This is a genomic window from Paraclostridium sp., from assembly GCF_051657365.1.
Classification (GTDB): Bacteria; Bacillota; Clostridia; order Peptostreptococcales; family Peptostreptococcaceae; genus Paraclostridium.
Window position 1 is genome coordinate 1 of sequence record NZ_JBOFKN010000223.1, and the last position, 26603, is coordinate 26603.

Sequence of the window (26603 nt, forward strand, 5' to 3'; positions counted from 1 at the left end):
TTTATGATGAATGACCTATTTTAAGATAGCCTCTTTTTTATAAAGAAAATAAATATAAATAATAAAAAAATCTATAATAAATTTAAATATACATACGTAGAATGAAATATAGACATATAAAAAGATAGATAAATATAAGACATAAGAAAATATTTAAGGGGGAGATATTATGCCAAATATAGTCTTAACAAGAATTGATAACAGACTAATACATGGGCAAGTAGCAACAATGTGGTCTTCTAGTGTAGGTGCAAATTTACTGTTAGTAGCAAATGATGAAGTAGCAACAAATGAATTTAGACAGGGGCTTATGGATATGGCAGCACCAAGTTTTGCCCAAACTAGATACTTTACAATAGAAAAAACTATAAACATAATACATAAAGCTAGTGAAGCTCAGCATATAGCTATAATTTGCGAGAATCCTCAAGATGTTTTAAGACTTGTAGAGGGTGGAGTTCCTATTAAAAAAGTAAATATAGGAAATATGCATATGGCACAAGGTAAAAGACAAGTTTCAAAAGCGGTATGTGTAGATGATGATGATGTGATTACATTTCAAAAGCTTAGGGAGTTAGGTGTAGAGCTAGAAATCAGAAGAGTTCCAAGTGAATCTGCTGAAAGTATAGATGGATTATTAAAATAAAGGGGAGGGAATTTTATGGAACTAGGATTTATGCAAATTGCTTTAATCTTAATTGTAACTTTTATAGCAGCTATAGACCAGTTTAACTTTTTGGAATCATTATATAGACCTATAGTAATGGGACCTATAGTTGGTGCTATAATGGGAGATTTAAATACTGGACTTATAGTTGGTGGATCTTATGAACTTATGATGATAGGAGCTATGCCTGTAGGAGGAGCTCAGCCTCCAAATGCTGTTATAGGTGGAATCATGGCAACTGTATTTGCTATAACGTCAGGATTAGATACAAGTGCAGCATTACCTGTAGCAATACCATTTGCATTATTGGGGCAATATGCTGTAACAACTTTATTTACAGTAATGTCACCATTAATGAGATTATGTGATAAGGCAGCAGAGCAAGCTAATCCAAAAGGAATAGATAAAGTAAACTACATGGCTATGGGAATACTTGGGGTATCATTTGCGTTGATAGTTTTAGCAGGATTATTAGCAGGGCAAGCAATAGGCGATACACTAACTCAAGTTTTACCACAACAAGTATGGACTGGATTAGAAGCTGCTGGAAAGATGATGCCAGCATTAGGATTTGCAATGTTACTTAAAGTTATGTTGAGCAAAGAATATGTAATATTTATGATGTTAGGATTTGTTTTAGTTGCATATTTAAATTTACCACTTTTAGCTTTAGCTATAATTGGATTAGTTGTAGCTGTATACGATTTTAATGCAAGTATAAAAACTAAAAATATTGGAGGAGGTATGAGTGATGGCATCTAATATAAAAAAAACAGCAATGATTCATACTGAATATATAGACAAAACAGAAGGTGAGACATTAGATAAAAAAACATTAAATAAAATGGCATGGAGATCTATGTTTTTACAAGCATCATTTAACTATGAAAGAATGCAAGCTGGAGGATGGTTATACTCTATACTTCCAGGGCTTCGAAAAATACACAAAAACAAACAAGATTTAGCTACTTCGATGAAACATAATTTAGAGTTTTTTAATTGTCATCCATTTTTAATTACATTTGTAATGGGGATAATTTTATCATTAGAGCAAAAGAAAGCAGATGTTCAAACTATACGTTCTTTAAGAGTAGCAGCTATGGGACCATTAGGTGGTATAGGAGATGCTATATTCTGGTTCACATTACTTCCGATATCTGCAGGAGTAGGAGCTAATTTGGCACTTGAGGGAAGTATAGCAGGGCCTATAATATTCTTGTTAATGTTTAATGTTGTTCACTTAGGTCTTAGATTTTGGTTAATGCATTGGTCATATAAGACTGGTACTGAGGGTATAACGAAGCTTACTAAAAATGCTAAAGAATTTACAAGAGCAGCAACTATACTAGGAATGATAGTTGTTGGAGCATTAATAGCTTCTTATGTAAATATAAATATAGTTACAGAAATACCTATAGGTGAAACGGCATTAAAAGTACAAGAGATACTAGATGGAATAATGCCAAAACTTTTACCGCTTGGATTAACTTTTGGAATGTATGGATTAGTTAAGAAAAATGTAAGTCCTATGATAAATATATTAATAATGGTAGTTATAGGTATAGTTGGAGCTTATATAGGATTATTCTAGGGGGAATCAAATGATTATAATAACAGGACATGGAAATTTTGCATCTGGATTAAAGAGTAGTTTGAATTTAATAGTTGGAGAATCTGATTTTGTAAAAGTAGTCGATTTTATAGAATCTAAAACTCCAAAAGAATTAAAATTAGATATTAAAGAGTTAGTAGATGATTTTTTAGGGGATAGAATATATATATTTACAGATTTAGCTGGTGGAACACCTTTTAAGGTTAGTTGTGAATTAGCATTAGACAACAATAAAATAGAAGTATTTTGTGGAACAAACTTACCTATGCTCGTAGAGTCTGCAATGATGCTATCCTTAGGATGTGGAATTGATAGCAGTTTAATAAAAGAAACAGGTATAAATAGTATAAATCCTAAAAAGAAAGTTGTAGATTTTACAGATGAAGGGATATAATAAAGAGTAGCTTATGCTACTCTTTTTTTATATAATGAAAAATATAGAAAAATGACATTATAAAAAAGGGTGTAAACATGGGCTTGTTTAAGAGGAGGTAGATAGTACATGAATATTCAAGTTCAAATATTAAAATATATACAAACATTTAAAAGTCCTATATTAAATATGATATTTTTAATTATAACTATGAGTACAGAAACACCGGTTATATTTATAGTTGCTTCTATTTTATATTGGTGTGTAAATAAAAGATATGGACAACGATTAATATTTGCATTAACTGGAAATATAGCTTTAAATACAGGCGTTAAAGAATTTTTTAAAGCACCTAGACCAATAGGTGTAAAAGGAATTGAATCTATGAGAACATCAACCGCCACAGGATATTCATTTCCAAGTGGTCATACTCAAATAGGAACTACATTTTGGGTAAGTATAATGAGTATAGTCAAAAATAGATATGTATATATAACTGGAACTATTATATTTTTAGGAATAGGAATATCTAGATTATATTTGGGAGTTCATTGGCCTATAGATGTATTATTTGGATGGATATTTGGTATAGTATTTACTATTACTTGTAATTACATATTGCATAAGGTAGAACAAAATGAAAAATATAGATACTTTAATTTTGTACTAATACCTATGGTACTATGGATATTTGTAGTAAATAGTATTGAATATGTAAAAATGGTTGGCTTAATAAGCGGATTTATAATAGGTTATATAATAGAAAAAGAATATATAAAATTCAATGTAGATGTTTGTATGAAGTCAAAAATATATAGATATTTATTTGGAGTTATAAGTTTAGGTGCAGTTTATATTATTTTAAAATTAATTATGCCATCAAATTATATAGGTGGATACTTAAGATATGCATTATTAATGATATACGCTATGGCTGGTGCACCATTATTATTTGAAAAATTTTGGAAGGAATGATAGATTTGAAAAAAGTAATCGTAATAGGTGGAGGAGCAGCAGGTATGCTAGCAGCTTCAACGGCAGCTAGTATGGGACATGATGTTACTTTATTAGAGAAAAATGATAGATTAGGAAGGAAGTTACTTATTACAGGAAAAGGTAGATGTAATATAACTAATGATTGTGATATAGAAGAATTGATAGAAAATGTACCTACCAATAGTAAATTTTTATATAGTGCATTTTATACATTTACAAATGATCAAGTTATAGATATGTTTAACTCTCTTGGAGTAAAAACAAAGACAGAAAGAGGAAAAAGAGTATTTCCAGAAAGTGATAAAGCTAAAGATGTAGTTGTAGCACTTGAAAAGCAAATGAGACAAAATAAGGTTGAAGTAATTTCTAATGCTAAGGTTGAAAAAATACAGCAAAGAAATGGTAAAGTAGAAAGTGTAATATTAAGTGATAAAAAGGTAATAAAATGCGATAGTGTTATAGTTGCAACTGGAGGTGTTAGTTATCCTAGAACTGGATCTACAGGGGATGGATATAAATTTGCCAAAAGCTTAGGACATACAATAGTAAAGCCAACACCTTCATTGATAGGGTTAGAAACTATACAAGATGTATATAGCCTTAATAAACTAGCACTTAGAAATGTTTCTATAAAAGTAATAGATAAAAAGGGAAAAAATATATATGAAGATTTTGGGGAAATGGAATTTAGTGATGTTGGTATAGAAGGTCCCATAATAAGATCTGCTAGTTGTAGAATGAAGTCTTTTGAAAATGAAACATACAAGGTTTTATTAGACTTGAAACCAGCTTTAACAGAAGAAACACTAGATAAAAGAATACAAAAAGATTTTAAAAAATACACTAATAAAAAATTTGAAAACAGCTTGGATGATTTATTACCTAAAAAATTGATACCGTACATAATAAATTTAAGTGAAATTGATAAGGATACAGTAGTACATCAAATATCTAGAGAGCAAAGAAAGCATTTAGTTAACTTACTGAAAAATATAGAGTTTAATATTAAGAAGTATAAGTCTATAGATGAAGCAATAGTAACATCAGGAGGAATAAAAACTAATGAAATAAATTCATCAACAATGGAATCTAAATTAATAGAAGGTTTATTTTTTGCAGGTGAAGTTATAGATGTTGATGCATATACAGGTGGTTTTAATCTTCAAATAGCATTTTCAACTGGATATTTAGCGGGAATAAGTTGTTAATAAATTTTAATAGATTTTGTAGTTTTAAAATATATTTTTTTAAAAAATAAGTATATAAAAAAAACAAATTGGCATAATAAGAACATGAACAACACAAACAGTAAATGGAGCTAAAAGTTGTTCAAAATAAATTTGCAAATTTAAAAATAAAAACTCCATAATTACTACAAAACTAATAAAGTGAGGTAATCAACATGACAAACTACAACCAAAAAGCAGTACCAGAAGCTAAAACAGCATTAAAACAAATGAAATTAGAAATAGCTAATGAATTAGGAATGTCAGATTATGAAGCTGCTGATAAAGGAAATATGACAGCAAGACAAAATGGATATGTTGGTGGATACATGACTAAAAAATTAGTTGAAATGGCAGAAAAGCAAATAAGCGGACAACAAAAGTAAAGGATTAAAAGAAGGAAGGTTCATAACCTTCCTTTTTTATTTTTTAAAACTATTATAATTTTAGGTAAAATAAAAGGAAAGAGTAAAAAAAAATAATCTGGATAAAATACTATAGAAATTAAATATATTAAAAGGAGTACAGATTATGAATATGAACTTTCAAGAAGTAAAAACAAAATTTATAAATGGGGATTTAGATGAAAAAATAAAAATATATACTACAACTGATGGGCTTACAGTTGAGCAATTTAAAGAATTATTAAAATACTATCCTATACAACATCTTAGCAAATTAGAAAAAGCTCTAGGCTAAGAAAAAACACTAAGGCTTTACTTCGCCTTAGTGTTTTTTTAATTTATTTACGTAATTATAAATTTTTTCATTGCCTAAATCTATTGTTCCTGTAGATAAATATTTTGATATGCTTAAAACATCGCTATTATTTAAATATTGAGCAGGTATATTTAATTCATATCCAGTTTCTAAAAGTAAATTTTTAAGTTGTATTTGTTGAGTTATAGTAGGTTTTATATTAGTAGAGATTGGATTTTTTCGTTTTGAATTTTTTATGTTTTCATTTTGTGTTTTAATTAAAGTATCTATATAACTTATGTATGAACTTTTAAAGTCTTCTTCATTTAATATATCTTGGTCTATTATTGTAGATATATCTTCATTTTCTAATATTGTATCCGCGAAACTAGTAGCTGTTAACTTACCTGTTGTAATACCTTTTTGGTACTTTCTTAAAATTTTTTTAGTATGAGAATAAATTTTACTGCGAGTTTCTAAATCTAATTGTTCTATATTCATATAACCACTCCTTATTATTTAAATTCGCATATTATATAGTATTAACAAGTATAAACATATTTATAATTGTAAACATTATAAATATGTTTTTAAAAGGAGGTAATTTAAGTGATAAATGGAATAATTAAGCTATTTTATTCTGAAATAGTTAAAACAAAGATGAAAAGTATGCCAAATAAAGATTATTCTTTACGAGAAGAGTTTAAAGATATAAGTAATATAGGTATGAAAATAGATAATTTTTTTATCTTAGTATTTAAAATAATATTAATGCTATCAATGCTATTTATAGCATTGAGTATTAATTTGTTGTTTGGTATAGGTGTGATTTTAATTATGATTACATATGTTTTGTATAAAACGTATGTAGAAGCACAAGTTAAAGATCAAGTAAAAGATGGAATGGGGTATATAAAAAACAATATAGAACAAGGAACTCAAAATATAGTTACTGATAAGATAAAACAAAAGATTAATGCATTAATAAGTTTGCTATTAATAGGAATATTTTCAAATTTTAACTACATAATAATAGGTTGCTTTATATTAGTTTTTATGTTTACTATAAAAGATATATATAGTAATATTAATAAATAGACTAATATAAAGAGGGGAGATGAAATACCTATATGAAGTACTATAATGAGAATGAAAGACTAAAGCGTGTTGTAGAAATATCCACCTTAGTAACTGAGTCTAACAATTTTTTTGATATAAAAGACAAGATTATAGAAAAGATGTTAGATGTAGTGCACCCAGCAAAAGCATGTGTAAATTTATTTTATAAAAATAATTATGAGTATGCTTATTTAGTGTGTTCTCAAACTTTAAACTATATATCACAAGTGTTTCCTATGGATAGACCAATAGGGGTTAAAATAAACTTTAGTGAATACCCACGATATATACATGAAGCAGTGGAAGAGCAAAGGGTTGTGTATGTAGAAAATGTATTCGAAGATGAAAGAGCCCTTAATGAAAGAGATTTAGCAACACAAGAAGGGTATGTAGGCAGAATAGTATTTCCCCTAATAGTGAATGAAAAAGTAACGGGTTTTATGACTTGCTTTTTAACGGCTGAAGATAAAATAAGTGATGAAGATATGAACTTTATATCATCGGTAGCATCGCTTATAAGTTTATCTATAGAGATAACAAGTAAAAATAATGATATTCAAACATTAATAAATAAACTAAGAGCTGCTATAGCATCTATAAATGAGGCTACTAAAAAACTATATCTAAATAAAGATATAAAAAGTTTCTTAGACCATCTAAGCAAACAAGCTTGTAATATTACTAATAGTAAAGAATCGGCGATAATCATAAATAGTAAGGGAAAAAATAGACAAGTATTTAGCTCTTACAGCTCACAAGGTGACAAATTGATAGAAGCATACTCTGTTTTAGAAAAATTGGTAGATGATAAAGTTACGGGAACATACTCTAATGAAGTAAGTAAGGACGAAAACGTAGGAAATGTAAGGACGTATATATATCATAAATTAATGAGTAAAAATGAAGTTATTGGATATATAGCGTGTACTAATAGTAAAAACTACACTAAAGATGATTTAAATATATTAAGTATTCTTGCAAAACAGGTATCGGTTGCGATGCAATTATATGAGTATAGCAAAAGTGAAGTAAAGCATCATGTTTTAGAAAATGAACTAAAAGTTTTAAACCAACAGCAAAAGCTTATAATGAATAAAGGAAATAAAGAACTAGGAGAAAATAGAGAGTTAACATATTTCCATAAACCTGCTAAAGTTGTAGGCGGAGACTTTTACCATACTATAAGAAAATCTGATGGTACAATTGTTACTATTTTGGCGGATGTAATGGGGCACGGTATAGTGTCTAACTATATGGTTGCTATGGTAAAAGGTGCTTTTCAGGTATTAGCGAATCAATTTAATAATCCTAGTGAAATAATGGAAAATATAAACCAATTTTTATTTGATGAGTTTGATAAAATGGGAGTTTTTGCAACTTGTGTAATTAGTGTTATAAAAAATGATGAAAACAAAATGACTGTATCTAATGCAGGGCATTATTATCCTATAGGTGTAGACTATGAAAATAATGCAAGTTTTATAAAGTGTAATAAGGGTATTCCTATAGGTATATTAGAAGATGTTGAATATTTAGATAAAGAAATTGATATATCTAAATATAAATCAATTTCTTTATATACAGATGGAATATTAGAAATAAAAAATGAAGATAAAGAAGAATTTGGGGTAGAAAGATTGAAAAAATTCTTAGAAAAAAATAGTAATGTAGATAAAGAACAGAAAGTTACTAATTTAAAGGCTGAATTATGGGATTTCTCTAAGAAAAGCAACTTTGAAGATGATATATTATTAGTTACCCTTAGAGAAAAATAAGGAGATTAATATGGTAGAAGTTGATCCAGAAGTTTTGATAATAAATGGAAGTCCAAGAAAAAATAAAAATTGTTATAGTATAATAAATGAGATAATAAAAAATTTAAAAGAAAATAATATAAGTTTTAAAGTCTTTAATATATATGACATGAATATAGAATATTGCACAGCTTGTGGGTTTTGCGAAAAAACTGGATACTGTAAATATAAAGATGATATGACACCTATGTATGATATGTTTGATAAATCAAAAGGAACTATAGTGGTAAGTCCTGTACACTTCGATTGCATATCAGCTAAATTAAAAACTGTAGTTGATAGAACTCAAGCAATATATGCAAGTAAATATATACTTAAAAATCCGTCTATAGATAGAACTAAAAAGCGAATAGGTATGTATATTGCAATTGGAGGAAGTGAACCCTATAAAACTCAATTTGAGGGTGGACAAATAGTAATGAATTTCTTCTTTAAAAGTATAAATACTAAACTTATGTATAATTCATATATAAATAGTAGTGATAAAATACCGTTTGATGAAAATGGAAAAGCATTATGCAATATAACTGAATATATGAAAAATTATGTCGAAAATATAAAAGAGCTTGAGTAAAAACAAGCTCTTTTTGTAGCATAAAATATAATAAAAAGGAGTAAAAATATGCTTAGATATATAACTAGTGGGGAGTCTCATGGTAGATGCTTAACGGCTATAATAGATGGGATTCCAGCTAATATGAAAATAGATATAGATAAAATTAACATAGAGATGAAAAAACGTCAGTCGGGATATGGTCGTGGTGGCCGCATGAAAATAGAAAGTGATAAAGTAGAAATACTAAGTGGAACTAGAGGTAGTGTAACTATAGGTAGCCCGATAGCTATGCAAATAATAAATAGAGATTATGAAAATTGGACCAACTATATGGATCCTATAGGTAATATAGATAGAGAAAGTAAAAAGGTCAGTGATGTAAGACCAGGACATGCTGATTTAGTAGGGTCATTAAAGTATAATTTTGATGATGCTAGGAATGTTTTAGAAAGATCTAGTGCAAGAGAAACTGCTAGTAGAGTTGCAGTAGGAGCTTTATGTAAGCAGGTGTTAAATGAATTTAATATTGAAGTTACATCTCATGTAGTACAAATAGGTTCTGTTAAAATAGACAAAGTTCATGATTTTAACTATATAAAAAACAATGTAGATTATAGTCAAGTAAGATGTGTAGATCATGATATAGAAAAGATTATGATAGAGGAAATAGATAATACAAAAGCTAATAAGGATACGTTAGGTGGAGTTATAGAAATAAGAGTTAAAAATGTACCTCCTGGACTTGGATCGTATGCACATTACGATAAAAAAATTGATGCACATATAGCTATGAATATTATGAGCATACAAGCTATAAAAGGGGTAGAAATAGGAATAGGATTTGATGTTGCGAGCAATAAAGGATCTGATGTTATGGATGAAATATACTACAACGAAAAAAAAGGAATATATAGGAATACTAATAGATTGGGTGGTATAGAAGGTGGAATGACAACTGGAGATGAAATAATCATAAGATGTGCAATGAAACCTATTCCAACATTGTATAAGCCTTTAAACTCAATAAATATAAATACACTTGAAAATTATAAAGCAACAGTTGAGAGATCTGATACGTGTGCTGTACCTGCATGCAGTATAGTCTGTGAGAATGTAATTGCATTTGTAATATTACAATTTTTCTTAGATAAATTTGGACAAGATGATATAGAAGATATCAAAAATAATTTTAATTCATATATGAATAGGTTAGGTGAAAGAGGATGGAAAAATCTATAGTAATTGATTATAGTTATGAAAATTTAGAATTGGAAAGTAAATATGATAAAATTTTAATAATAACAGATAAAAACGTATACAATCATCAATTTAAGTCGCTTATAAGCAATTTGAACCATGATGATATTGAAGTTTTTACAATAAAAAACGGAGAAGAATCAAAAGCATTATATGTATATGAAGAGATAATAAAATTTTGCATAAAAGTAAATATAACTAGAAAATCATTAGTAATTGCTTTTGGAGGTGGGGTAGTAGGTGATTTAGCTGGATTTGTTGCATCTACTTATATGAGAGGAATTGATTTAGTTCAAGTTCCTACGACATTATTATCACAAGTAGATTCGTCTGTGGGTGGAAAAACAGGTATAAATATAGGTAATATAAAAAATATAATAGGTACATTTTATCAGCCTAAGCTTACTTATATAAATGTTAATTCACTAAAAACATTAAAGAATGAAGATTACTTAGGTGGATTAGGAGAAGTTTTAAAATACGCATATATATATGATTATAACTTTTTAAAATATATAAAAGATAACTCAAATAAAATATTAGAACAAGATGAAAAAGTTTTGTTTAATATTATAAAAAAATGCACAGATATAAAATGGTATATAGTTAGCAAAGATGAAAAAGAAGGTGGACTTAGAAAAATATTAAATTTAGGTCATACTTTCGGTCATGGAATAGAAAAAATTTGCAACTTAAGTCATGGAGTAGCTATTAATATAGGTACAAATATGGCTTTTATTATTGCATTAGATAAAGGGTTTATTGATTATAATTATTATGAAGAATTTATTGATATATCTAATATATTAAATTTACCAACTACATTTAAAATAGAAAATAGTGAAGAAATATTAAATATTATGAAGAGTGATAAGAAAAATAGTTTTGGAAATATAAACTTAGTTGTACCTGTAGGTAGAGGAAAAGTAGAGATTATTGATGATATAACTGATGATGAAATATTAAATGTGATAAAGAGGTGTAATAATGCTTAAGGGAAGTTTTGAATTAATAGGAGATAAATCAATATCACACAGAGCTATAATGTTTTCCTCAATTGCTAAGGGAACTACTAAGATAAGTAATTTTCTCATGGGGCAAGATTGTTTAAGCACGATTGATTGCTTTAGACAAATGGGAGTAAACATATATATAAATGATGATAATGTCGTTGTAAAAGGTGTTGGACTTAGAGGACTTAAGGAACCTATAAATACTTTAGATGTAGGAAATTCTGGTACAACTATAAGATTAATGATGGGTATACTTGCAGGAAATAAATTTAAATCAACTATAATAGGCGATGAATCTATAGGTAAAAGGCCAATGAAAAGAGTAACAGACCCTCTAAGGTTAATGGGATGTGAAATAAATGGAAAATGTGATGCTAATTATACACCTATAAACATACACGGAGGTAATTTAAAAAAAATAAATTATAAAATGCCTGTTGCATCGGCTCAAGTAAAATCAGCTATTATTTTAGCGTCATTATACGCAAATGAACCTAGTACTATAATTGAAAAATCAATAAGTAGAAATCACACGGAAATAATGTTAAATTCATTTGGAGCAGATATAAAAACTAATGAGTTAGAAATAAATATTAATCCTGTAGATGAACTTTTCTCAAGAGAACATATAAATGTTCCTGGAGATATTTCTTCAGCAGCGTTTATCATAGTTGCAGCAAGTATTACTAAAGGGTCGGAAGTTATAATTAAAAATATAGGATTAAATAATACGAGAACAGGTATACTAGATGTTTTAAAAGCTATGAATGGAAACTTTGAAATTATAGATAAGAGATTAGTAGGAGGCGAATTAGTAGGAGATTTAGTTGTTAGATATAGTGAAAACTTAATAGGAACTACTATATCTTCACATTTAATACCTAGGTTAATAGATGAAATACCTGTAATAGCAGTTTTAGCAACTCAAGCAGAAGGTGAAACAATAATAAAAGATGCAAAAGAACTTAAGGTTAAAGAAAGTAATAGGATAAAAGCTGTGGTAGATAACTTGAAAAGTATGGGAGCAGATATAGAAGAACTAGAGGACGGAATGGTAATAAAAGGTAAAAGTAAGCTAAAAGGAGCTAATATAAAAACATTTAATGACCATAGGATAGCTATGGCATTTTCAGTAGCATCACTTGTATCTGAAGGAAAAACTATATTAGATAATACCTCTTGCATAGATATATCTTTCCCTGGTTACTATAAGCTAATAGATAATTTATTAAAGTAAAATTAGAATAAAATTTGATTTTATTAGGAATATTATGTATAATTGTAATGCAATATTTAAAAAAACTTAGGAGGACTTTAAAAATGAAATTACCAATAGCATTATCAAACAAACACGTTCATTTAAGTCAAGCTGATATAGACGTATTATTCGGAGCAGGTCATCAATTAGTAGAATTCAAGCCATTAAGCCAACCAGGTCAATATGCTTGTGAAGAGAAAGTTGATTTAGTAGGACCTAAAGGAACAATAAAAGGAGTTAGAGTTTTAGGACCAGCTAGACCTAACACACAAGTTGAGATATCTTTAGCAGATGGATTTGTTTTAGGTGTTAAAGCTCCAATAAAAGAATCTGGTGATATAGCAGGAACTCCAGGAGTAAAATTAGTTGGACCAGCAGGAGAAGTTGAATTAACTGAAGGTGTTATTGTAGCTTCAAGACATATACATATGAGTCTTGACGATGCAGCTAAATTCGGAGTTGAAGATAAGCAATTAGTAAAAGTTAGAACTTTCGGACCAAGATCTATAGTATTCGAAAATGTATTAGTAAGAGCTAATGCTAACTTTGCACTAGAAATGCACGTTGACGTTGAAGAAGGAAATGCAGCAGCTGTTAAAAACGGAGAAATGGTAGAATTAATAGCTGAGTAATATAAATAAAAAAAGCATGTGATTTTCACATGCTTTTTTTTATTTATAAAAGATAATTTATAGTTAATATTTATTATCCCAAATCTGTATGTTCTAAAAAATCAATTCCACAACTATACATAGTTTCTAATACGGGTATTAACCTTTCCCCAGATTCTGTTAAACCATACTCAACCTTTGGAGGAACCACAGGATATACCTTTCTATATATAATATGATGAGACTCGAGACTTCTCAATTGCTGAGTTAGCATTTTTTGCGTAACATCAGGTAGCTTTCTTTTTAAATCACTAAACCTAAGTGGATTAGGTGTTAAATACCAAAGAATTAATATTTTCCATTTTCCCGAAATCATTTTGTGAACTAAATTTATAGGGCACATTTCATACTTATTACATCTTTCATTCATATGACATTTAGAATGATCTTGAACTTCTAGTTGAATTTTCATTATAACCACCTTAAATCTAATAGTATACTTTTAGGTACTATATAACAAAAAAGTACCTACTTGTTAGAAAGATATCTAACTGATATCATTATACCATCAAATACCGAAGCTATCTATGAGTAAAATCTTTTTGAATTTTGAAAGAGATATACTACTTTTAAAATTATAATAAATAATGATGTATATATAAAAATATATACATATTTGCTATAATAAAATAGCATTATAATACAAAAAGGAGATATATTTATGAATAATAATATAGCAAAAATGATTGATCACACAGTTTTAAAAGCTGTAGCAACTACAGCGGATATAAAGAAATTATGTAAGGAAGCTAAAGAGTACAATTTCTTTTCAGTATGTATAAACCCAGCAAATATAGAACTTGCTAAAAAAGAACTAGAAGGGTCTGAGGTTAAAGTATGTACGGTTATAGGATTCCCTTTAGGTGCAAATACTTCAGAAGTTAAAGCTTTTGAAACGAAAGACGCTATAGAAAAAGGTGCAGACGAAGTAGATATGGTTATAAACATAGGAGCATTAAAAGATAAAAATTATGACTATGTTTTAAATGATATAAAGGCAGTTGTAGATGCAGCTAACAAAAATGCATTAGTTAAAGTAATAATAGAAACTTGTTATTTAACTGATGAAGAAAAGAAAATAGCTTGTGAGCTATCTGTTAAAGCTGGAACTGATTTTGTAAAAACATCAACAGGATTTGGAACAGGTGGTTCAACTCCTGAAGATATAAAACTTATGAGAGATGTTGTTGGACCTAATATTGGAGTAAAAGCTTCTGGAGGAGTTAGAACTCAAGACGATGCTAAAGCTGTAATTTCAGCTGGATGTTCAAGAATAGGAGCTAGTGCTTCCATTGCAATTGCTAAAGGTGAAGATTCAAATACAACTGGCTACTAAAAAAATTTAAAAAAGTGTTTAAAGTATACAAAGTTGGGTATTTATATAATGTTAAGCTTTAAAGTATACAAAAACCAAAAAATATATAATAAAATAGAAGGATTTTGTAATTAAATGTAGAAAACATTAATTAGGAAGTTCAAAACTATTCAAAATATTTACTCATTATAGAATTAAAAGCTATTTTGTGAGGAATATACAAGGAGGATACATACTATGGCAAAATTTATGAAAACAGTAGATGGTAACACTGCTGCTGCTCACGTTGCATATGCATTTACAGATGTTGCTGCAATATACCCTATAACTCCATCTTCAAACATGGCAGAATCAGTAGACGAGTGGGCTGCGCAAGGAAGAAAAAATATATTTGGACAAAAAGTTAAAGTTGTAGAAATGCAATCAGAGGCAGGAGCTGCAGGAGCATTCCACGGTTCATTACAAGCTGGAGCATTAACAAGTACTTTTACTGCATCACAAGGTTTATTATTAATGATACCAAATATGTATAAAGTAGCTGGAGAGTTATTACCTGGAGTATTCCATGTAAGTGCTCGTGCTTTAGCATCACAAGCGTTATCAATATTTGGTGACCATCAAGATGTTATGGCTGCAAGACAAACAGGATGTGTATTATTAGCTTCTGGATCAGTTCAAGAAGTTGCTGATATAGCACCAGTTGCACATTTAGCTGCAATAGAAGGTAGATTACCATTTATACATTTCTTTGATGGATTTAGAACATCTCATGAAATACAAAAAGTTGAATTATTTGAATATGACGACTATGCTAAATTATTAAATATGGAAGCTGTTCAAGAATTTAGAAACAGAGCGTTATCACCAAATCACCCTGTTACTCGTGGTACAGCACAAAATCCTGATATATTCTTCCAAACAAGAGAAGCTTCAAATAAATATTACAACGATATAGTTGGAACAATTGAAAAATACATGAACCAAATGTCTGAGTTAACTGGAAGAAAACATGGATTATTTGATTACTATGGAGCAGAAGATGCTAAGTATGTAATAGTAGCTATGGGTTCTGTAACAGAAGCTATAGAAGAAACAATAGATGCATTAAATGCACAAGGAGAAAAATATGGTTTAGTTAAAGTTCATTTATATAGACCATTCTCAATGAAACATTTTATGGAGTCTATGCCTTCAACAGTTGAAAGAGTATGTGTATTAGATAGAACTAAAGAGCAAGGAGCACCTGGAGAACCATTATACTTAGATGTTAAATCAGTATACTATGGAAAAGAAAATGCTCCTATGATAATAGGTGGAAGATACGGATTAGGATCAAAAGATACTACTCCTACTCATATAAAAGCAGTTTATGAAAACTTAAAATCAGGAAATCCTAAAGATCAATTCTCAGTAGGTATAGTTGATGATGTTACTAATACTTCTTTAGAATTATCAGGAGATTTAAGAATAGCTCAAAAAGGAACTGTAAGATGTAAGTTCTGGGGATTAGGATCTGACGGTACAGTTGGAGCTAATAAACAAGCTATAAAAATAATAGGTGATAACACTGATAAGTATGCTCAAGCTTATTTTGCATATGACTCTAAAAAATCTGGTGGTATAACAATGTCTCACTTAAGATTTGGTGAAGAGCCTATAAGATCAACTTACTTAATAGATGAAGCTGACTACATAGCTTGTCATAATCAATCATATGTATATCAATATGATCTATTAAAAGGATTAAAGAAAGGTGGAATATTCGTACTTAACACTATATGGAATGAAGATGAGTTAAACGAACATTTACCTGCAGCTATGAAAAATTACATGGCTAAAAATGATATTCAGTTCTATACAGTAAATGGTACTAAATTAGGACAAGAAATAGGACTTGGAAATAGAATAAACATGATAATGCAATCTGCATTCTTCAAACTAGCTCAAATAATACCAGAAGCTGAAGCTGTAGAATACTTAAAAGATTCTATAAAGAAAGCTTACGGTAAAAAAGGAGAAAAAATAGTTAACATGAACTATAACGCTGTTGACGCAGGTATGAATGCTTTAGTTAAAGTAAATATACCAGCTAACTGGGCAGATGCTAAAGATAGTGTTAAAGAAGAAGTTAATGAACCAGCTTTCGTAAAAGATATAGCAAGACCAATGAATGCTCAAGAAGGTGATGATTTACCAGTAAGTGCATTTAACGGAGTTGAAGATGGTACATTCCCAGTTGGATTAGCTGCATACGAAAAAAGAGGAGTAGCAGTAAACGTTCCTGAATGGATAGTTGACAACTGTATACAATGTAATCAATGTGCTTACATATGTCCTCATGCATGTATAAGACCAGTTTTAGTTAATGAAGAAGAAATGAAAAATGCTCCAGAAAAATTCGATACTAAGAAAGCTATAGGTAAAGGATTCGAAGGATTACAATATAGAATGCAAGTAAGTGCAATGGATTGTACAGGATGTGGAAACTGTGCTGACATATGTCCAGCTAAAGAAAAAGCTTTAGTTATGAAGCCTCTTGATACTCAAGAAGTTGAAATTGAAAACTGGGCATTCGCAGTTGATACTAAGAAAGTTGCTCCAAAAGGAGATTTAGTTGCTCCAACTACAGTTAAAGGAAGTCAATTTAGACAACCACTTATAGAGTTCTCAGGTGCTTGTGCTGGATGTGGAGAAACGCCATACATCAAGTTAGTAACTCAATTATTCGGAGATAGAATGATGATAGCTAATGCTACTGGATGTTCTTCTATATGGGGAGGATCAGCTCCATCAACTCCATATACTGTTAACCATGAAGGTAAAGGTCCATCTTGGGCAAACTCATTATTTGAGGATAATGCAGAATATGGATATGGAATGTTCATAGGAGTTAAGCAAATGAGAAGTAAATTAACTGAAACTATGGAAGAATTAGTATCTATGGAAATATGTGATGCAGCAAGAGAAGCATTCACTAATTGGTTAGAAGCTAAAGAAGATAGTGAAGCATCTGTTAAAGCAAGTGAAAAAGTTCTTGAAGTATTAGCAAATGCTCATAATATAGAAAATGCTGAAATAAAAGCATTAGTTGCTGAAATAGAAGCTAGAAAAGATTACCTAGTTAAGAGATCTCAATGGATATTAGGAGGAGATGGATGGGCTTATGACATCGGTTACGGTGGATTAGATCATGTTCTTGCTTCTGGTGAAAATGTAAATGTATTAGTATTTGATACAGAGATATACTCTAATACAGGAGGTCAAGCTTCTAAAGCTACACCAGTTGCAGCAATGGCTAAATTTGCAGCAGCAGGTAAGAGATCTAAAAAGAAAGATTTAGGTATGATGGCTATGTCTTACGGAAACGTATATGTAGCTCAAGTAGGTATGGGTGCAGATAAGAATCAATTAATGAAGGCTGTAGTAGAAGCTGAGAAATACGATGGACCATCATTAATAATAGCTTACTCTCCATGTATATCTCATGGTTTAAAAGAAGGTATGGGAAGAGCACAAGCTAACATAGATCAAGCTGTTAAGTGTGGATACTGGCATTTATACAGATTCAACCCAACTTTAAAATTAGAAGGTAAGAATCCATTTACATTAGATTCTAAAGAGCCAACTGAAAGCTTCAGAGATTTCTTAATGAAGCAAGTAAGATACGCTGCTATAGCAAAACAATTCCCAGATGTAGCTGAAGAATTATTTGAAATGGCAGAAGATAATGCTAAAGATAGATATGAAGGTTATAAAAAATTAGCTCAAAACTAATTTGTAATATAAATAGAGAGGATTGATTCCTCTCTATTTTTTTATGTTTGCACTTTTTGCAATAAAAATAGCACATGAGACAATTTATATTTTTGTACTATTGTTATATAATAATATACGTATAAATTTTTTTATTGAAGGAAGGTTTAATTTTATGTTACTAAGAGAAGTAATAAAAGATATAGAAGTAATAGATACTAAAGGTAATTTAGATATAGAAATAGATAATATACAATATGATTCTAGAAAAGTAGAAAGTAATGGATTATTTATATGTGTAAAAGGATTTACTGTTGATGGGCATGATTTTATTGATAAAGCAATAGAAAAAGGTGCAAAAGCATTTTTAGTAGAGGAAGATATAGATAGAGAAGGAATAACTTTTATAAAAGTTAAAAATACTAGAGAAGATATGGCAAAGGTTGCAGATAATTTTTACAAACATCCGAGTCAAAGATTTGAGGTAATAGGAGTTACAGGTACGAATGGAAAAACTAGTATAACTACATTTTTAGATGAAATACTAATTTCTGATAATAATAAAGTTGGATTAATAGGGACTATAAAAATATCTGATGGAGATAAAGAAATAGAATCTAATTCTACAACTCCTGAAAGTAGAGATTTACAGCAATATTTCGATAAGATGATAGATAATGGATGTAAATATTGTGCTATGGAAGTTTCATCTCATGCGCTAGCTTTAGACAGAGTGGCACAAACTAAGTATAAAGTAGGGGTATTTACAAACTTAACTCCAGATCACTTAGATTTCCATAAAGATTTAGATGACTATAGAGATGCCAAAGAAAAATTATTTTATATGACTACAAATGCTAATGTCATAAATATAGATGATAATGGTGGAAAAACAATATATAATAATATTAAAAATTTAGATACTAAGTGCTATTCTTATGGAATAGATAATGAAGCTGATTTTATGGCTAAAAATATAAAAATAGAAGCAAGAGGAGTTTCTTATAGACTTATAACTCCAACATATGAAGAAGACGTATTTGTTCCAGTACCAGGTAAATTTACAGTTTATAATACATTAGCAGTTATAGCTACTTGTTATGCTTTAGAAATACCTAAAGAAATAGTTATAGATGGATTAAAAAATACTGGTGGAGTTGCAGGTCGATTTGAAACTATATCAAATGATACGGGAATAAGTGTTATAGTTGATTATGCACATACTCCAGATGCACTTGAAAATGTTATAAAAACAGCTAGGGAATTTGCTAAGAAAAGAATAATAACTGTATTTGGGTGTGGAGGAGATAGAGATACTACTAAGAGACCTTTGATGGGAGATATAGCTCAGAAATATTCAGATGTATGCATTGTAACATCAGACAATCCTAGGACTGAAGATCCAAAGATTATAATAGATGATATTTTAGAGGGACTAGATAAAAACAAAAATAATTATAAAGTTGTAATAGATAGAAAAGAAGCTATCAAAGAAGCTATAGAGATGGCACAAAAAGATGATGTAATATTAATAGCTGGAAAAGGTCATGAAAATTACCAAATAATAGGCAAGGTTAAGCATCATTTTGATGACAAAGAAATAGCTAATGAATTTTTAAATATGAGATAAGACATAAAAAAAGGAAGAATTTCTTCCTTTTTTTATTTGGATAAATATAAAAAAGATGTATCAGAGGTTAATTACCAATGATACATCTTTTTTATATTATACGTTAAATCTGAATAATATAACATCTCCATCTTTAACTATATATTCTTTACCTTCAAGTCTAACTAAACCTTTGTCTTTAGCAGCAGTCATAGTTCCGACTGTAACTAAGTCATTAAACGCTATAGTTTCTGCTCTTATAAATCCTCTTTCTATATCAGAGTGTATCTTACCACCAGCTTGAGGAGCTTTAGTTCCAACTTGTATAGTCCAAGCTCTAATCTCTTGAGGTCCAGCTGTTAAGTATGATATAAGTCCAAGTAATGAATAAGAAGACTTTATAAGCTTGTCTAAACCTGATTGCTCAAGTCCTAGTGTTTCTAAGAATTCTTGCTTTTCTTCGTCAGTATCAAGCTCAGATATTTCAGCTTCTATTTGAGCACAAACAACAACAACTTCAGCATTTTCAGTTGCAGCAAATTCTCTAACTGTATTTACATATTGGTTGTTTTGAGCTTCATCAGCTAAATCATCTTCACTTACGTTAGTAGCATATATTACTGGCTTAGAAGTAAGTAAGTTTAATGAATCAACAAAAGTTTGTTGATCTTCAGTAAATTCCATAGTTCTAACACATCTGCTATCTTCTAAAGTAGCCATTATTTCTTTTAAGAACTCAAGCTCAGATGCTAAAGCTCTATCAGATTTAGCCGCTTTTTGAGTTTTTTGTATTCTTCTTTCTAATATTTCTATATCAGAGAATATTAATTCTAAGTTTATTGTTTCTATATCTCTTAAAGGATCTACAGAGCCATCAACATGGATAACGTTAGGATCCTCAAAACATCTTACAACGTGCACTATTGCATCAACTTCTCTTATGTGAGATAAGAATTTATTTCCAAGACCCTCACCTTTAGAAGCACCTCTAACTAAACCAGCTATATCACAAAACTCTATAGCAGTAGGTACAACCTTTTTAGAGTCGTATAATTTTCTTAATTGTTCTAATCTTTCGTCTGGAACAGCCACAACACCTACATTGGGTTCTATTGTACAGAAAGGGTAGTTAGCAGATTCTGCACCTGCTTGAGTTATTGCATTGAATAGTGTACTTTTACCTACGTTTGGTAAACCAACTATACCTAATTTCATATTATATCTTCCTCTCTTTTTAAGTCTCTAGTTTGTTTTAATTTAGACATACATTCTAATTATACATCATATATATTAGTGATGCAAATTATACTTTTGATGGGGTTGATTTAATGGCAATACCAATATGTTCAGGTTTATTGTTAGGATTAAGTATTATATTTGATGGGTATATGGAAAATATATATATTATAGCATCGACTTTTATAATATATACATATTTTGCTTATTACAAACGTGAATATAAAAAATTTATATTTGGAGTTTTAATTGGAATTTGTATAATTAATATAGCTACAATATGTTTGATAAAAGACGATATAAAATCGACAACTTTAGAAGTTGAAGAACAAAATAAGAATGAAACTGTAGTAATTCTTTTATATGATGGAGAAGATAAAAATTATAATCTAAGTGAAAGAGCTAATGAAATATATTTTGAACAAGGATATAAAGCTTACTTAAATAGTTTATACAATTTAAATAAGTATAAAGGATATTATGAAAAACTAGGGTCAAGTGATTTTAAAGATACTGCAAATGATATAGCTATAGGATTAAGAGAAAAACTAGATGATAATTATAAAGTTCTAAATACTTATATGTATACTAATCCATATTTAGAAAACACATTAAATGAAGTTATATTACAAGGTTATAAAGAGATAATTTTATGTCCTATGTTTATAACAGAAGGAAAAGATTTTGAGGTGTTTAATAAAAGATTACAAGGTATGGAACTTAGTAAGTATGGCGTAAACTTAGAGATTACAGATGTTTTTTATAAGTCTAATAATTTGGCTAAGTCATACACTGATGAAATTGTGGGAAATATAAATAATAAGGATGTAGATGCAGGGGTATTATTGATAGGTTTAGAAGATGAAAATAACTTAGAACAAGATATAATTTTTAGAGAAAAGATTAAGTATTACATAGAAAAAGAAAAAAATGCTAAAATTCAAATAAAATTACCTCTTTTAGAAAATAATAAAAACGATATAATTAAATCAGGAGAGCAACTTCTAGAATTTGGAATTGATGTATTGCATTTAGTTATACCTACATGCACAATTGATAATATGTATAATAAAAATTTAGTTGAAAGCATTTTACAAGAATTAGATGGTTCGGATGTTAAATTTCATTATATATATCCTAAGGATAAAGTTAAAATCTTGGTTGAAGAAATATACAATCAAATATCACTAATAAAAAAATAGGAGGAAAATATGAACGATATAAAAAAAATAAATTTATGTGAAAATGTAAATTTAACATTAATAAATTCTAAAAAATTCAAAACAAATTTAGTAAGTGTATACATACAAAGAGTATTAGACAAAGATGAAGTTACTAAAAATGCGCTAATACCAAATATAATTACTAACGCAAGCGATAAATATAAAACTTTACGAGATATGTCTAATAAATTAGAAGACTTATATGGGGCATCTATATTAGCGGATGTAAGCAAAAGAGGTGAAAGACAAGTTCTAAATATTAAATTAGTTACAACTAATGAACAATATTTAGATGAACCAATATTTACAGATGCTATAGAATTTTTAAATGAGATAATTAACAATCCTTTAGTAAATGATAATGGATTTAGTGAAGAATATCTTAAGCTAGAAAAACAGAACTTAAAAGAAAGAATTAAAGCTAAAATAAACGATAAAGGTAGATTTGCACTTGAAAGATGTTTTGAAGAAATGTGCAAGGATGAAAGATTTAGCATAAGTGAGAATGGATATATAGAAGACATAGATGCTATAACTGCAAAAGAACTATATAATCATTATAGAAATATTTTAAAAACATCTCCTATTGATATTGTAATAGAAGGTGAATTCGACGAAGCAAAAGTAGTGGAAATAGTTAAAAATAAATTTAAGTTTGATAGAGGTTCTATAATAGATATACCTAGAGAAAAATATGAAAAGGAAGTTACTTCAGTAAAAAATATAGTTGATAAAATGGATATAACTCAAGGTAAATTGGTTATGGGATATAGAACTAATATAGATTTTGCAGATGCAAATAAATATTATCCTCTAATAGTTGGATGTAATATATTAGGTGGTGGACCACATTCAAAGATGTTTATAAATATAAGAGAAAAAGAAAGTTTATGTTATTATATATATTCCTCTATAGAAAAGTATAAAGGAATACTATTTATATCGTCTGGTATAGAAACTCAAAATTATGACAAAACAACAGACTTAGTTAAAAAACAAATAGAAATGATAATAGACGGGAGCATAAGTGATGAAGAACTTGCAAACAGTAAAATATCACTTATAAGTTCTATGAGATCATTAACTGATAGCATAGGTGGATTATCAGATTTTAAATTTGCTCAAGATATAGGTAAAACAAATTTAAGTATAGACGATATTATAAATTATATAGACAAAGTAACTAAAGAAGAAATAGTTAATGTATTTAAAAATTTACAATTAGATACTATTTATTTCTTAAGAAACTAGGAGGACTATATGGAAAAGATAGTTAATGATATATTAAAAGAAGAAGTTTATTATGAAAAATTAGAAAATGGTCTTGATGTATACTTCATGCCCAAAAAAGGATTTACAAAGAAATTTGCAGTTTTAGCTACTAACTATGGATCAAATGATTTAGAATTTATTCCTATAAATAAAAAAGAAAAATTCAGAGTGAATGAAGGGATAGCCCATTTTTTAGAACATAAAATGTTTGAACAACCAGATGGAGGAAATGCATTTGATAAGTTTTCTAAGTTAGGAGCTAGTGCAAATGCTTATACTAATTTCACTATGACAGCTTACTTATTTTCGTGCACAGATAATTTTTATGAAAGTTTAGATCATCTTATAGATTATGTTCAAACACCATATTTTACAGATGAGAATGTAGAAAAAGAAAAAGGTATAATAGAACAAGAGATAAAAATGTATAATGATGATCCAGATTGGAATGTATATTTTAACTGTTTGAAAGCTATGTATTCTAATTATCCAGTTAATGTGGATATAGCTGGAACAGTAGATAGTATATATAAAATTACAAAAGATGAACTCTACACTTGCTATAATACTTTTTATAACCCGGGAAATATGGCTTTATTTGTTGTAGGAGATGTTGAAACTGAAAAAGTAATGGAAATTGCGAGAAAAAGTAATCATTATGATGTCGATAAATTAGAACAGGAAATAACTAGATTTTATCCAGAAGAGCCAGAGAGTGTTAATAAAAAAGAAATTACAGCTCAGTTCCCTATATCTATGCCAATGTTTAATATAGGATTTAAAGATAATTATATAGGAATAAAAGGTAAAGCATTATTAAAAAAAGAAATAGTAACAGAAATATTATTAGATATGATTCTAAAAAGAGGTAGTGAGATTTTTGAAGAACTATATATGGATGGGTTAATAAATGACAATTTTGGATGTGGATTTACATCTCAAATTGATTATGGATATACATTAATAGGTGGAGAATCCAATGACCCTAAAAAAGTTAGAGATATTATTATGAAATATATAAACAAATATCAAAATGAAGGTTTATCAAAAACTGACTTTGAAAGAGTTAAAAAGAAAAAAATTGGGCAGTTTATAAAGTATTTCGATTCAGTAAACTTTATAGCTAATAATTTTATATCATATAAGTTTAAAGATATAAATTTACTTGATTACTTAGATGTAATAAAAGAAATTGAATTTAACGAGGTTGAGGAAAGATTAAAAAATCATTTAAAAGAAGAGTTTTGCGCTATATCAATAGTAGAACCTAAATAAACATAAAAGTGCTAAAATTTTAGCACTTTTTTTATTATATAAAATAAAGGAAATTGATGGTTAATAGGTAATGTGGTATCATTTAGTTTATAAAAGGAGGTAATAAGTACATGATAGATATACATTGCCACATATTGCCGAATGTTGATGATGGGTCTAAAAGCCTAGAAGAATCAATAGAAATGGCGAAAATAGCACAAAATGAAGGAATAAAGACAATAGTTAATACATCTCATTATCACCCTGACTTTAAATATAAAAAAGGACAAGAATTAAGTGAGGTTCTTAATGATTTTAACAATACTTTAAAAAAACAAGGTATAAATGTAGATATAATATTAGGAAATGAGTTATATTTTACTGATGATTTAATTGGAAATTTACAAAATTTAGATTTTAATACTTTGAACAATAGTAGGTACTTACTTGTTGAATTTTCACCAAATAATTTTCCTAAAAACTTGGTGGATGTAGTATATGAAATTAAGTTAAGAAAATATATACCTATATTAGCTCATGTTGAAAGATACCCTAAAATACAAGAAAATCCAAATTTAATTTATGATTGTATAAATGAAGGTGCATTAATTCAAATAAATGCAGCTAGTGTAATAGGGAAAAATGGAAATGAAGCTGAAAAGGTAAGTGAAATACTTTTAGCAAATAACATGGTTCATTTTATAGCAACAGATGCACATAGTAGTACAAAGAGAAGACCTTTATTAAAAGAAACTTATAATTATATAACTAAAAAATATAGCGAAGATGTTTCTAAAAAATTATTTATAGAAAATCAAAAATGCATTTTGGAAGATCAAGATTTACATTTTGTAGAGCCTAGAGAGTATATAGAAAAAAAGAGTTTACTTAAAAGATTATTTAAAAGGTAGGTATTAAATTATGGATAGAATTGCATTTACTATATTTGGAATAGATGTAATGTGGTATGGAATACTTATGGCTACAGGGATGATTTTAGGTACATTGATAGCATTGAAAGAAGCTAGAAGAGTTGGAATAAAGGAAGATGATATACTAGATTTAGCTATAATTGCTATACCAGTAGGTCTAATATGTGCAAGATTGTATTACGTATTATTTAATTGGGAATATTATTTTAGTAACCCATCTCAAATATTAAACTTCAGAGGTGGAGGAATGGCCATTCATGGAGCTTTAATAGGTGGGGTTATAGCTGGGTACATATTCGCAAGATACAGAAAAATAAACTTTTTTAAATTAGCAGATACAGTAATCATTGGTATGCCTTTGGCTCAATCAATTGGGAGATGGGGTAACTTTATAAATCAAGAAGCACATGGTGGACCAACAAATTTACCATGGGGAATAATTGTAGATGGAGTTAAAGTTCATCCTACATTTTTGTATGAGTCTATATGGGATTTTGGTATATTTATATTTTTATGGATATTTAGGAAAAAGAAATCTTATGAGGGTCAAGTTATAGTTTTATATGCTATACTATATTCTCTTGGTAGATTTTTTATAGAAGGTCTTAGAACAGATAGCCTTATGATAGGTCCACTTAGAATGGCTCAAGTTATAAGTTTAGCAGGAGTAATAGGTGGTATAATAGTTCATATATATTTATCAAAGAAAAGCAAAAAAGAAATAGATAACACTAAGGAGCGATAAAAT

At 28.7% G+C, this 26603-nt stretch carries 26 protein-coding genes; 23 read left to right on the forward strand and 3 right to left on the reverse strand.

Annotated features, from left to right (window positions below; all coding sequences use genetic code 11):
* Positions 1 to 169 precede the first annotated feature (169 nt).
* From agaB to ACRCYC_RS17330, 8 genes are all read left to right on the forward strand, one after another.
* Positions 170 to 646, forward strand: a complete 477-nt coding sequence (gene agaB, locus ACRCYC_RS17295; protein WP_438620346.1) for a PTS galactosamine transporter subunit IIB — start codon at positions 170 to 172, stop codon at positions 644 to 646.
* A 15-nt stretch (positions 647 to 661) separates the two neighbouring features.
* Positions 662 to 1429, forward strand: a complete 768-nt coding sequence (locus ACRCYC_RS17300) for a PTS mannose/fructose/sorbose/N-acetylgalactosamine transporter subunit IIC (protein ID WP_438620347.1) — start codon at positions 662 to 664, stop codon at positions 1427 to 1429.
* The gene (locus ACRCYC_RS17305) at positions 1419 to 2258 is read left to right on the forward strand and encodes a PTS system mannose/fructose/sorbose family transporter subunit IID (protein ID WP_438620348.1); all 840 of its coding nucleotides are present in this window, start codon (positions 1419 to 1421) and stop codon (positions 2256 to 2258) included. The genes ACRCYC_RS17300 and ACRCYC_RS17305 overlap by 11 nt, the downstream gene beginning before the upstream one ends.
* 10 nt (positions 2259 to 2268) lie before the next feature.
* Positions 2269 to 2673: a hypothetical protein gene (locus tag ACRCYC_RS17310; RefSeq protein WP_438620349.1), complete on the forward strand. Its 405-nt coding sequence runs from the start codon at positions 2269 to 2271 to the stop codon at positions 2671 to 2673.
* Between the two features lie 108 nt (positions 2674 to 2781).
* Positions 2782 to 3627 (forward strand): phosphatase PAP2 family protein, encoded by an 846-nt coding sequence (locus tag ACRCYC_RS17315; protein WP_438620350.1) that lies wholly within the window; start codon positions 2782 to 2784, stop codon positions 3625 to 3627.
* Positions 3628 to 3632: 5 nt separating this feature from the next.
* On the forward strand, positions 3633 to 4856 hold the full coding sequence (locus ACRCYC_RS17320; protein ID WP_438620351.1) for an NAD(P)/FAD-dependent oxidoreductase: 1224 nt from the start codon (positions 3633 to 3635) through the stop codon (positions 4854 to 4856).
* A gap of 194 nt (positions 4857 to 5050) precedes the next feature.
* Positions 5051 to 5260 carry a small, acid-soluble spore protein, alpha/beta type gene (locus tag ACRCYC_RS17325; protein WP_438620352.1) on the forward strand — a complete coding sequence of 70 codons (210 nt, stop codon included), beginning with the start codon at positions 5051 to 5053 and terminating at the stop codon, positions 5258 to 5260.
* 145 nt (positions 5261 to 5405) lie between these two features.
* Entirely contained in the window at positions 5406 to 5573 is a 168-nt protein-coding gene (locus tag ACRCYC_RS17330) for a hypothetical protein (RefSeq protein WP_438620353.1), read from the forward strand.
* 27 nt (positions 5574 to 5600) lie between these two features.
* On the opposite strand, the gene ACRCYC_RS17335 is transcribed toward ACRCYC_RS17330, so the two are convergent.
* Positions 5601 to 6074, reverse strand: coding sequence for a hypothetical protein (locus ACRCYC_RS17335; RefSeq protein WP_438620354.1), 474 nt, complete (start codon positions 6072 to 6074; stop codon positions 5601 to 5603).
* Between the two features lie 108 nt (positions 6075 to 6182).
* On the opposite strand from ACRCYC_RS17335, the gene ACRCYC_RS17340 reads away from it, so the two are divergent.
* The 7 genes from ACRCYC_RS17340 (at position 6183) to pduL (ending at position 13222) form a co-directional block, all read left to right on the forward strand.
* Positions 6183 to 6671 carry a hypothetical protein gene (locus tag ACRCYC_RS17340; RefSeq protein ID WP_438620355.1) on the forward strand — a complete coding sequence of 163 codons (489 nt, stop codon included), beginning with the start codon at positions 6183 to 6185 and terminating at the stop codon, positions 6669 to 6671.
* 32 nt (positions 6672 to 6703) lie between these two features.
* Positions 6704 to 8467: a SpoIIE family protein phosphatase gene (locus ACRCYC_RS17345; protein WP_438620356.1), complete on the forward strand. Its 1764-nt coding sequence runs from the start codon at positions 6704 to 6706 to the stop codon at positions 8465 to 8467.
* Positions 8468 to 8477: 10 nt separating this feature from the next.
* Complete coding sequence (locus tag ACRCYC_RS17350) at positions 8478 to 9080, forward strand: flavodoxin family protein (protein WP_438620357.1); 603 nt, start codon at positions 8478 to 8480, stop codon at positions 9078 to 9080.
* 48 nt (positions 9081 to 9128) lie between these two features.
* Positions 9129 to 10301 carry a chorismate synthase gene (gene aroC, locus ACRCYC_RS17355; protein WP_438620358.1) on the forward strand — a complete coding sequence of 391 codons (1173 nt, stop codon included), beginning with the start codon at positions 9129 to 9131 and terminating at the stop codon, positions 10299 to 10301.
* A complete protein-coding gene (gene aroB, locus ACRCYC_RS17360) occupies positions 10286 to 11314 on the forward strand; it encodes a 3-dehydroquinate synthase (RefSeq protein WP_438620359.1) in 1029 nt (342 codons plus the stop codon). The genes aroC and aroB overlap by 16 nt, the downstream gene beginning before the upstream one ends.
* Entirely contained in the window at positions 11307 to 12569 is a 1263-nt protein-coding gene (gene aroA, locus ACRCYC_RS17365; protein WP_438620360.1) for a 3-phosphoshikimate 1-carboxyvinyltransferase, read from the forward strand. Before aroB ends, aroA begins: the two co-directional genes overlap by 8 nt.
* Positions 12570 to 12652: 83 nt before the next feature.
* On the forward strand, positions 12653 to 13222 hold the full coding sequence (gene pduL, locus ACRCYC_RS17370; protein ID WP_438620361.1) for a phosphate propanoyltransferase: 570 nt from the start codon (positions 12653 to 12655) through the stop codon (positions 13220 to 13222).
* 73 nt (positions 13223 to 13295) lie between these two features.
* Here pduL and ACRCYC_RS17375 read toward each other — a convergent pair whose 3' ends face one another.
* On the reverse strand, positions 13296 to 13673 hold the full coding sequence (locus ACRCYC_RS17375; protein WP_438620362.1) for a winged helix-turn-helix transcriptional regulator: 378 nt from the start codon (positions 13671 to 13673) through the stop codon (positions 13296 to 13298).
* 249 nt (positions 13674 to 13922) lie between these two features.
* On the opposite strand from ACRCYC_RS17375, the gene deoC reads away from it, so the two are divergent.
* The 3 genes from deoC to ACRCYC_RS17390 all read left to right on the forward strand — a co-directional run bounded on the left by deoC (position 13923) and on the right by ACRCYC_RS17390 (position 19959).
* Positions 13923 to 14597 carry a deoxyribose-phosphate aldolase gene (gene deoC / locus ACRCYC_RS17380; protein ID WP_438620363.1) on the forward strand — a complete coding sequence of 225 codons (675 nt, stop codon included), beginning with the start codon at positions 13923 to 13925 and terminating at the stop codon, positions 14595 to 14597.
* 216 nt (positions 14598 to 14813) lie between these two features.
* A complete protein-coding gene (gene nifJ, locus ACRCYC_RS17385; RefSeq protein ID WP_438620364.1) occupies positions 14814 to 18350 on the forward strand; it encodes a pyruvate:ferredoxin (flavodoxin) oxidoreductase in 3537 nt (1178 codons plus the stop codon).
* 154 nt (positions 18351 to 18504) lie between these two features.
* Positions 18505 to 19959 (forward strand): UDP-N-acetylmuramoyl-L-alanyl-D-glutamate--2,6-diaminopimelate ligase, encoded by a 1455-nt coding sequence (locus ACRCYC_RS17390; RefSeq protein ID WP_438620365.1) that lies wholly within the window; start codon positions 18505 to 18507, stop codon positions 19957 to 19959.
* 96 nt (positions 19960 to 20055) lie between these two features.
* On the opposite strand, the gene ychF is transcribed toward ACRCYC_RS17390, so the two are convergent.
* Positions 20056 to 21153: a redox-regulated ATPase YchF gene (gene ychF / locus ACRCYC_RS17395; protein WP_438620366.1), complete on the reverse strand. Its 1098-nt coding sequence runs from the start codon at positions 21151 to 21153 to the stop codon at positions 20056 to 20058.
* A 113-nt stretch (positions 21154 to 21266) separates the two neighbouring features.
* Between ychF and ACRCYC_RS17400 the strand changes: the two genes are divergently transcribed.
* From ACRCYC_RS17400 to lgt, 5 genes are all read left to right on the forward strand, one after another.
* A complete protein-coding gene (locus tag ACRCYC_RS17400; protein ID WP_438620367.1) occupies positions 21267 to 22376 on the forward strand; it encodes a hypothetical protein in 1110 nt (369 codons plus the stop codon).
* 9 nt (positions 22377 to 22385) lie between these two features.
* Positions 22386 to 23648, forward strand: coding sequence for an EF-P 5-aminopentanol modification-associated protein YfmF (gene yfmF / locus ACRCYC_RS17405; RefSeq protein WP_438620368.1), 1263 nt, complete (start codon positions 22386 to 22388; stop codon positions 23646 to 23648).
* A gap of 9 nt (positions 23649 to 23657) precedes the next feature.
* Positions 23658 to 24944, forward strand: a complete 1287-nt coding sequence (gene yfmH, locus ACRCYC_RS17410) for an EF-P 5-aminopentanol modification-associated protein YfmH (RefSeq protein WP_438620369.1) — start codon at positions 23658 to 23660, stop codon at positions 24942 to 24944.
* A gap of 110 nt (positions 24945 to 25054) precedes the next feature.
* A complete protein-coding gene (locus ACRCYC_RS17415; RefSeq protein WP_438620370.1) occupies positions 25055 to 25834 on the forward strand; it encodes a tyrosine-protein phosphatase in 780 nt (259 codons plus the stop codon).
* 10 nt (positions 25835 to 25844) lie between these two features.
* Complete coding sequence (lgt, locus tag ACRCYC_RS17420) at positions 25845 to 26600, forward strand: prolipoprotein diacylglyceryl transferase (RefSeq protein ID WP_438620371.1); 756 nt, start codon at positions 25845 to 25847, stop codon at positions 26598 to 26600.
* Positions 26601 to 26603: the final 3 nt, after the last annotated feature.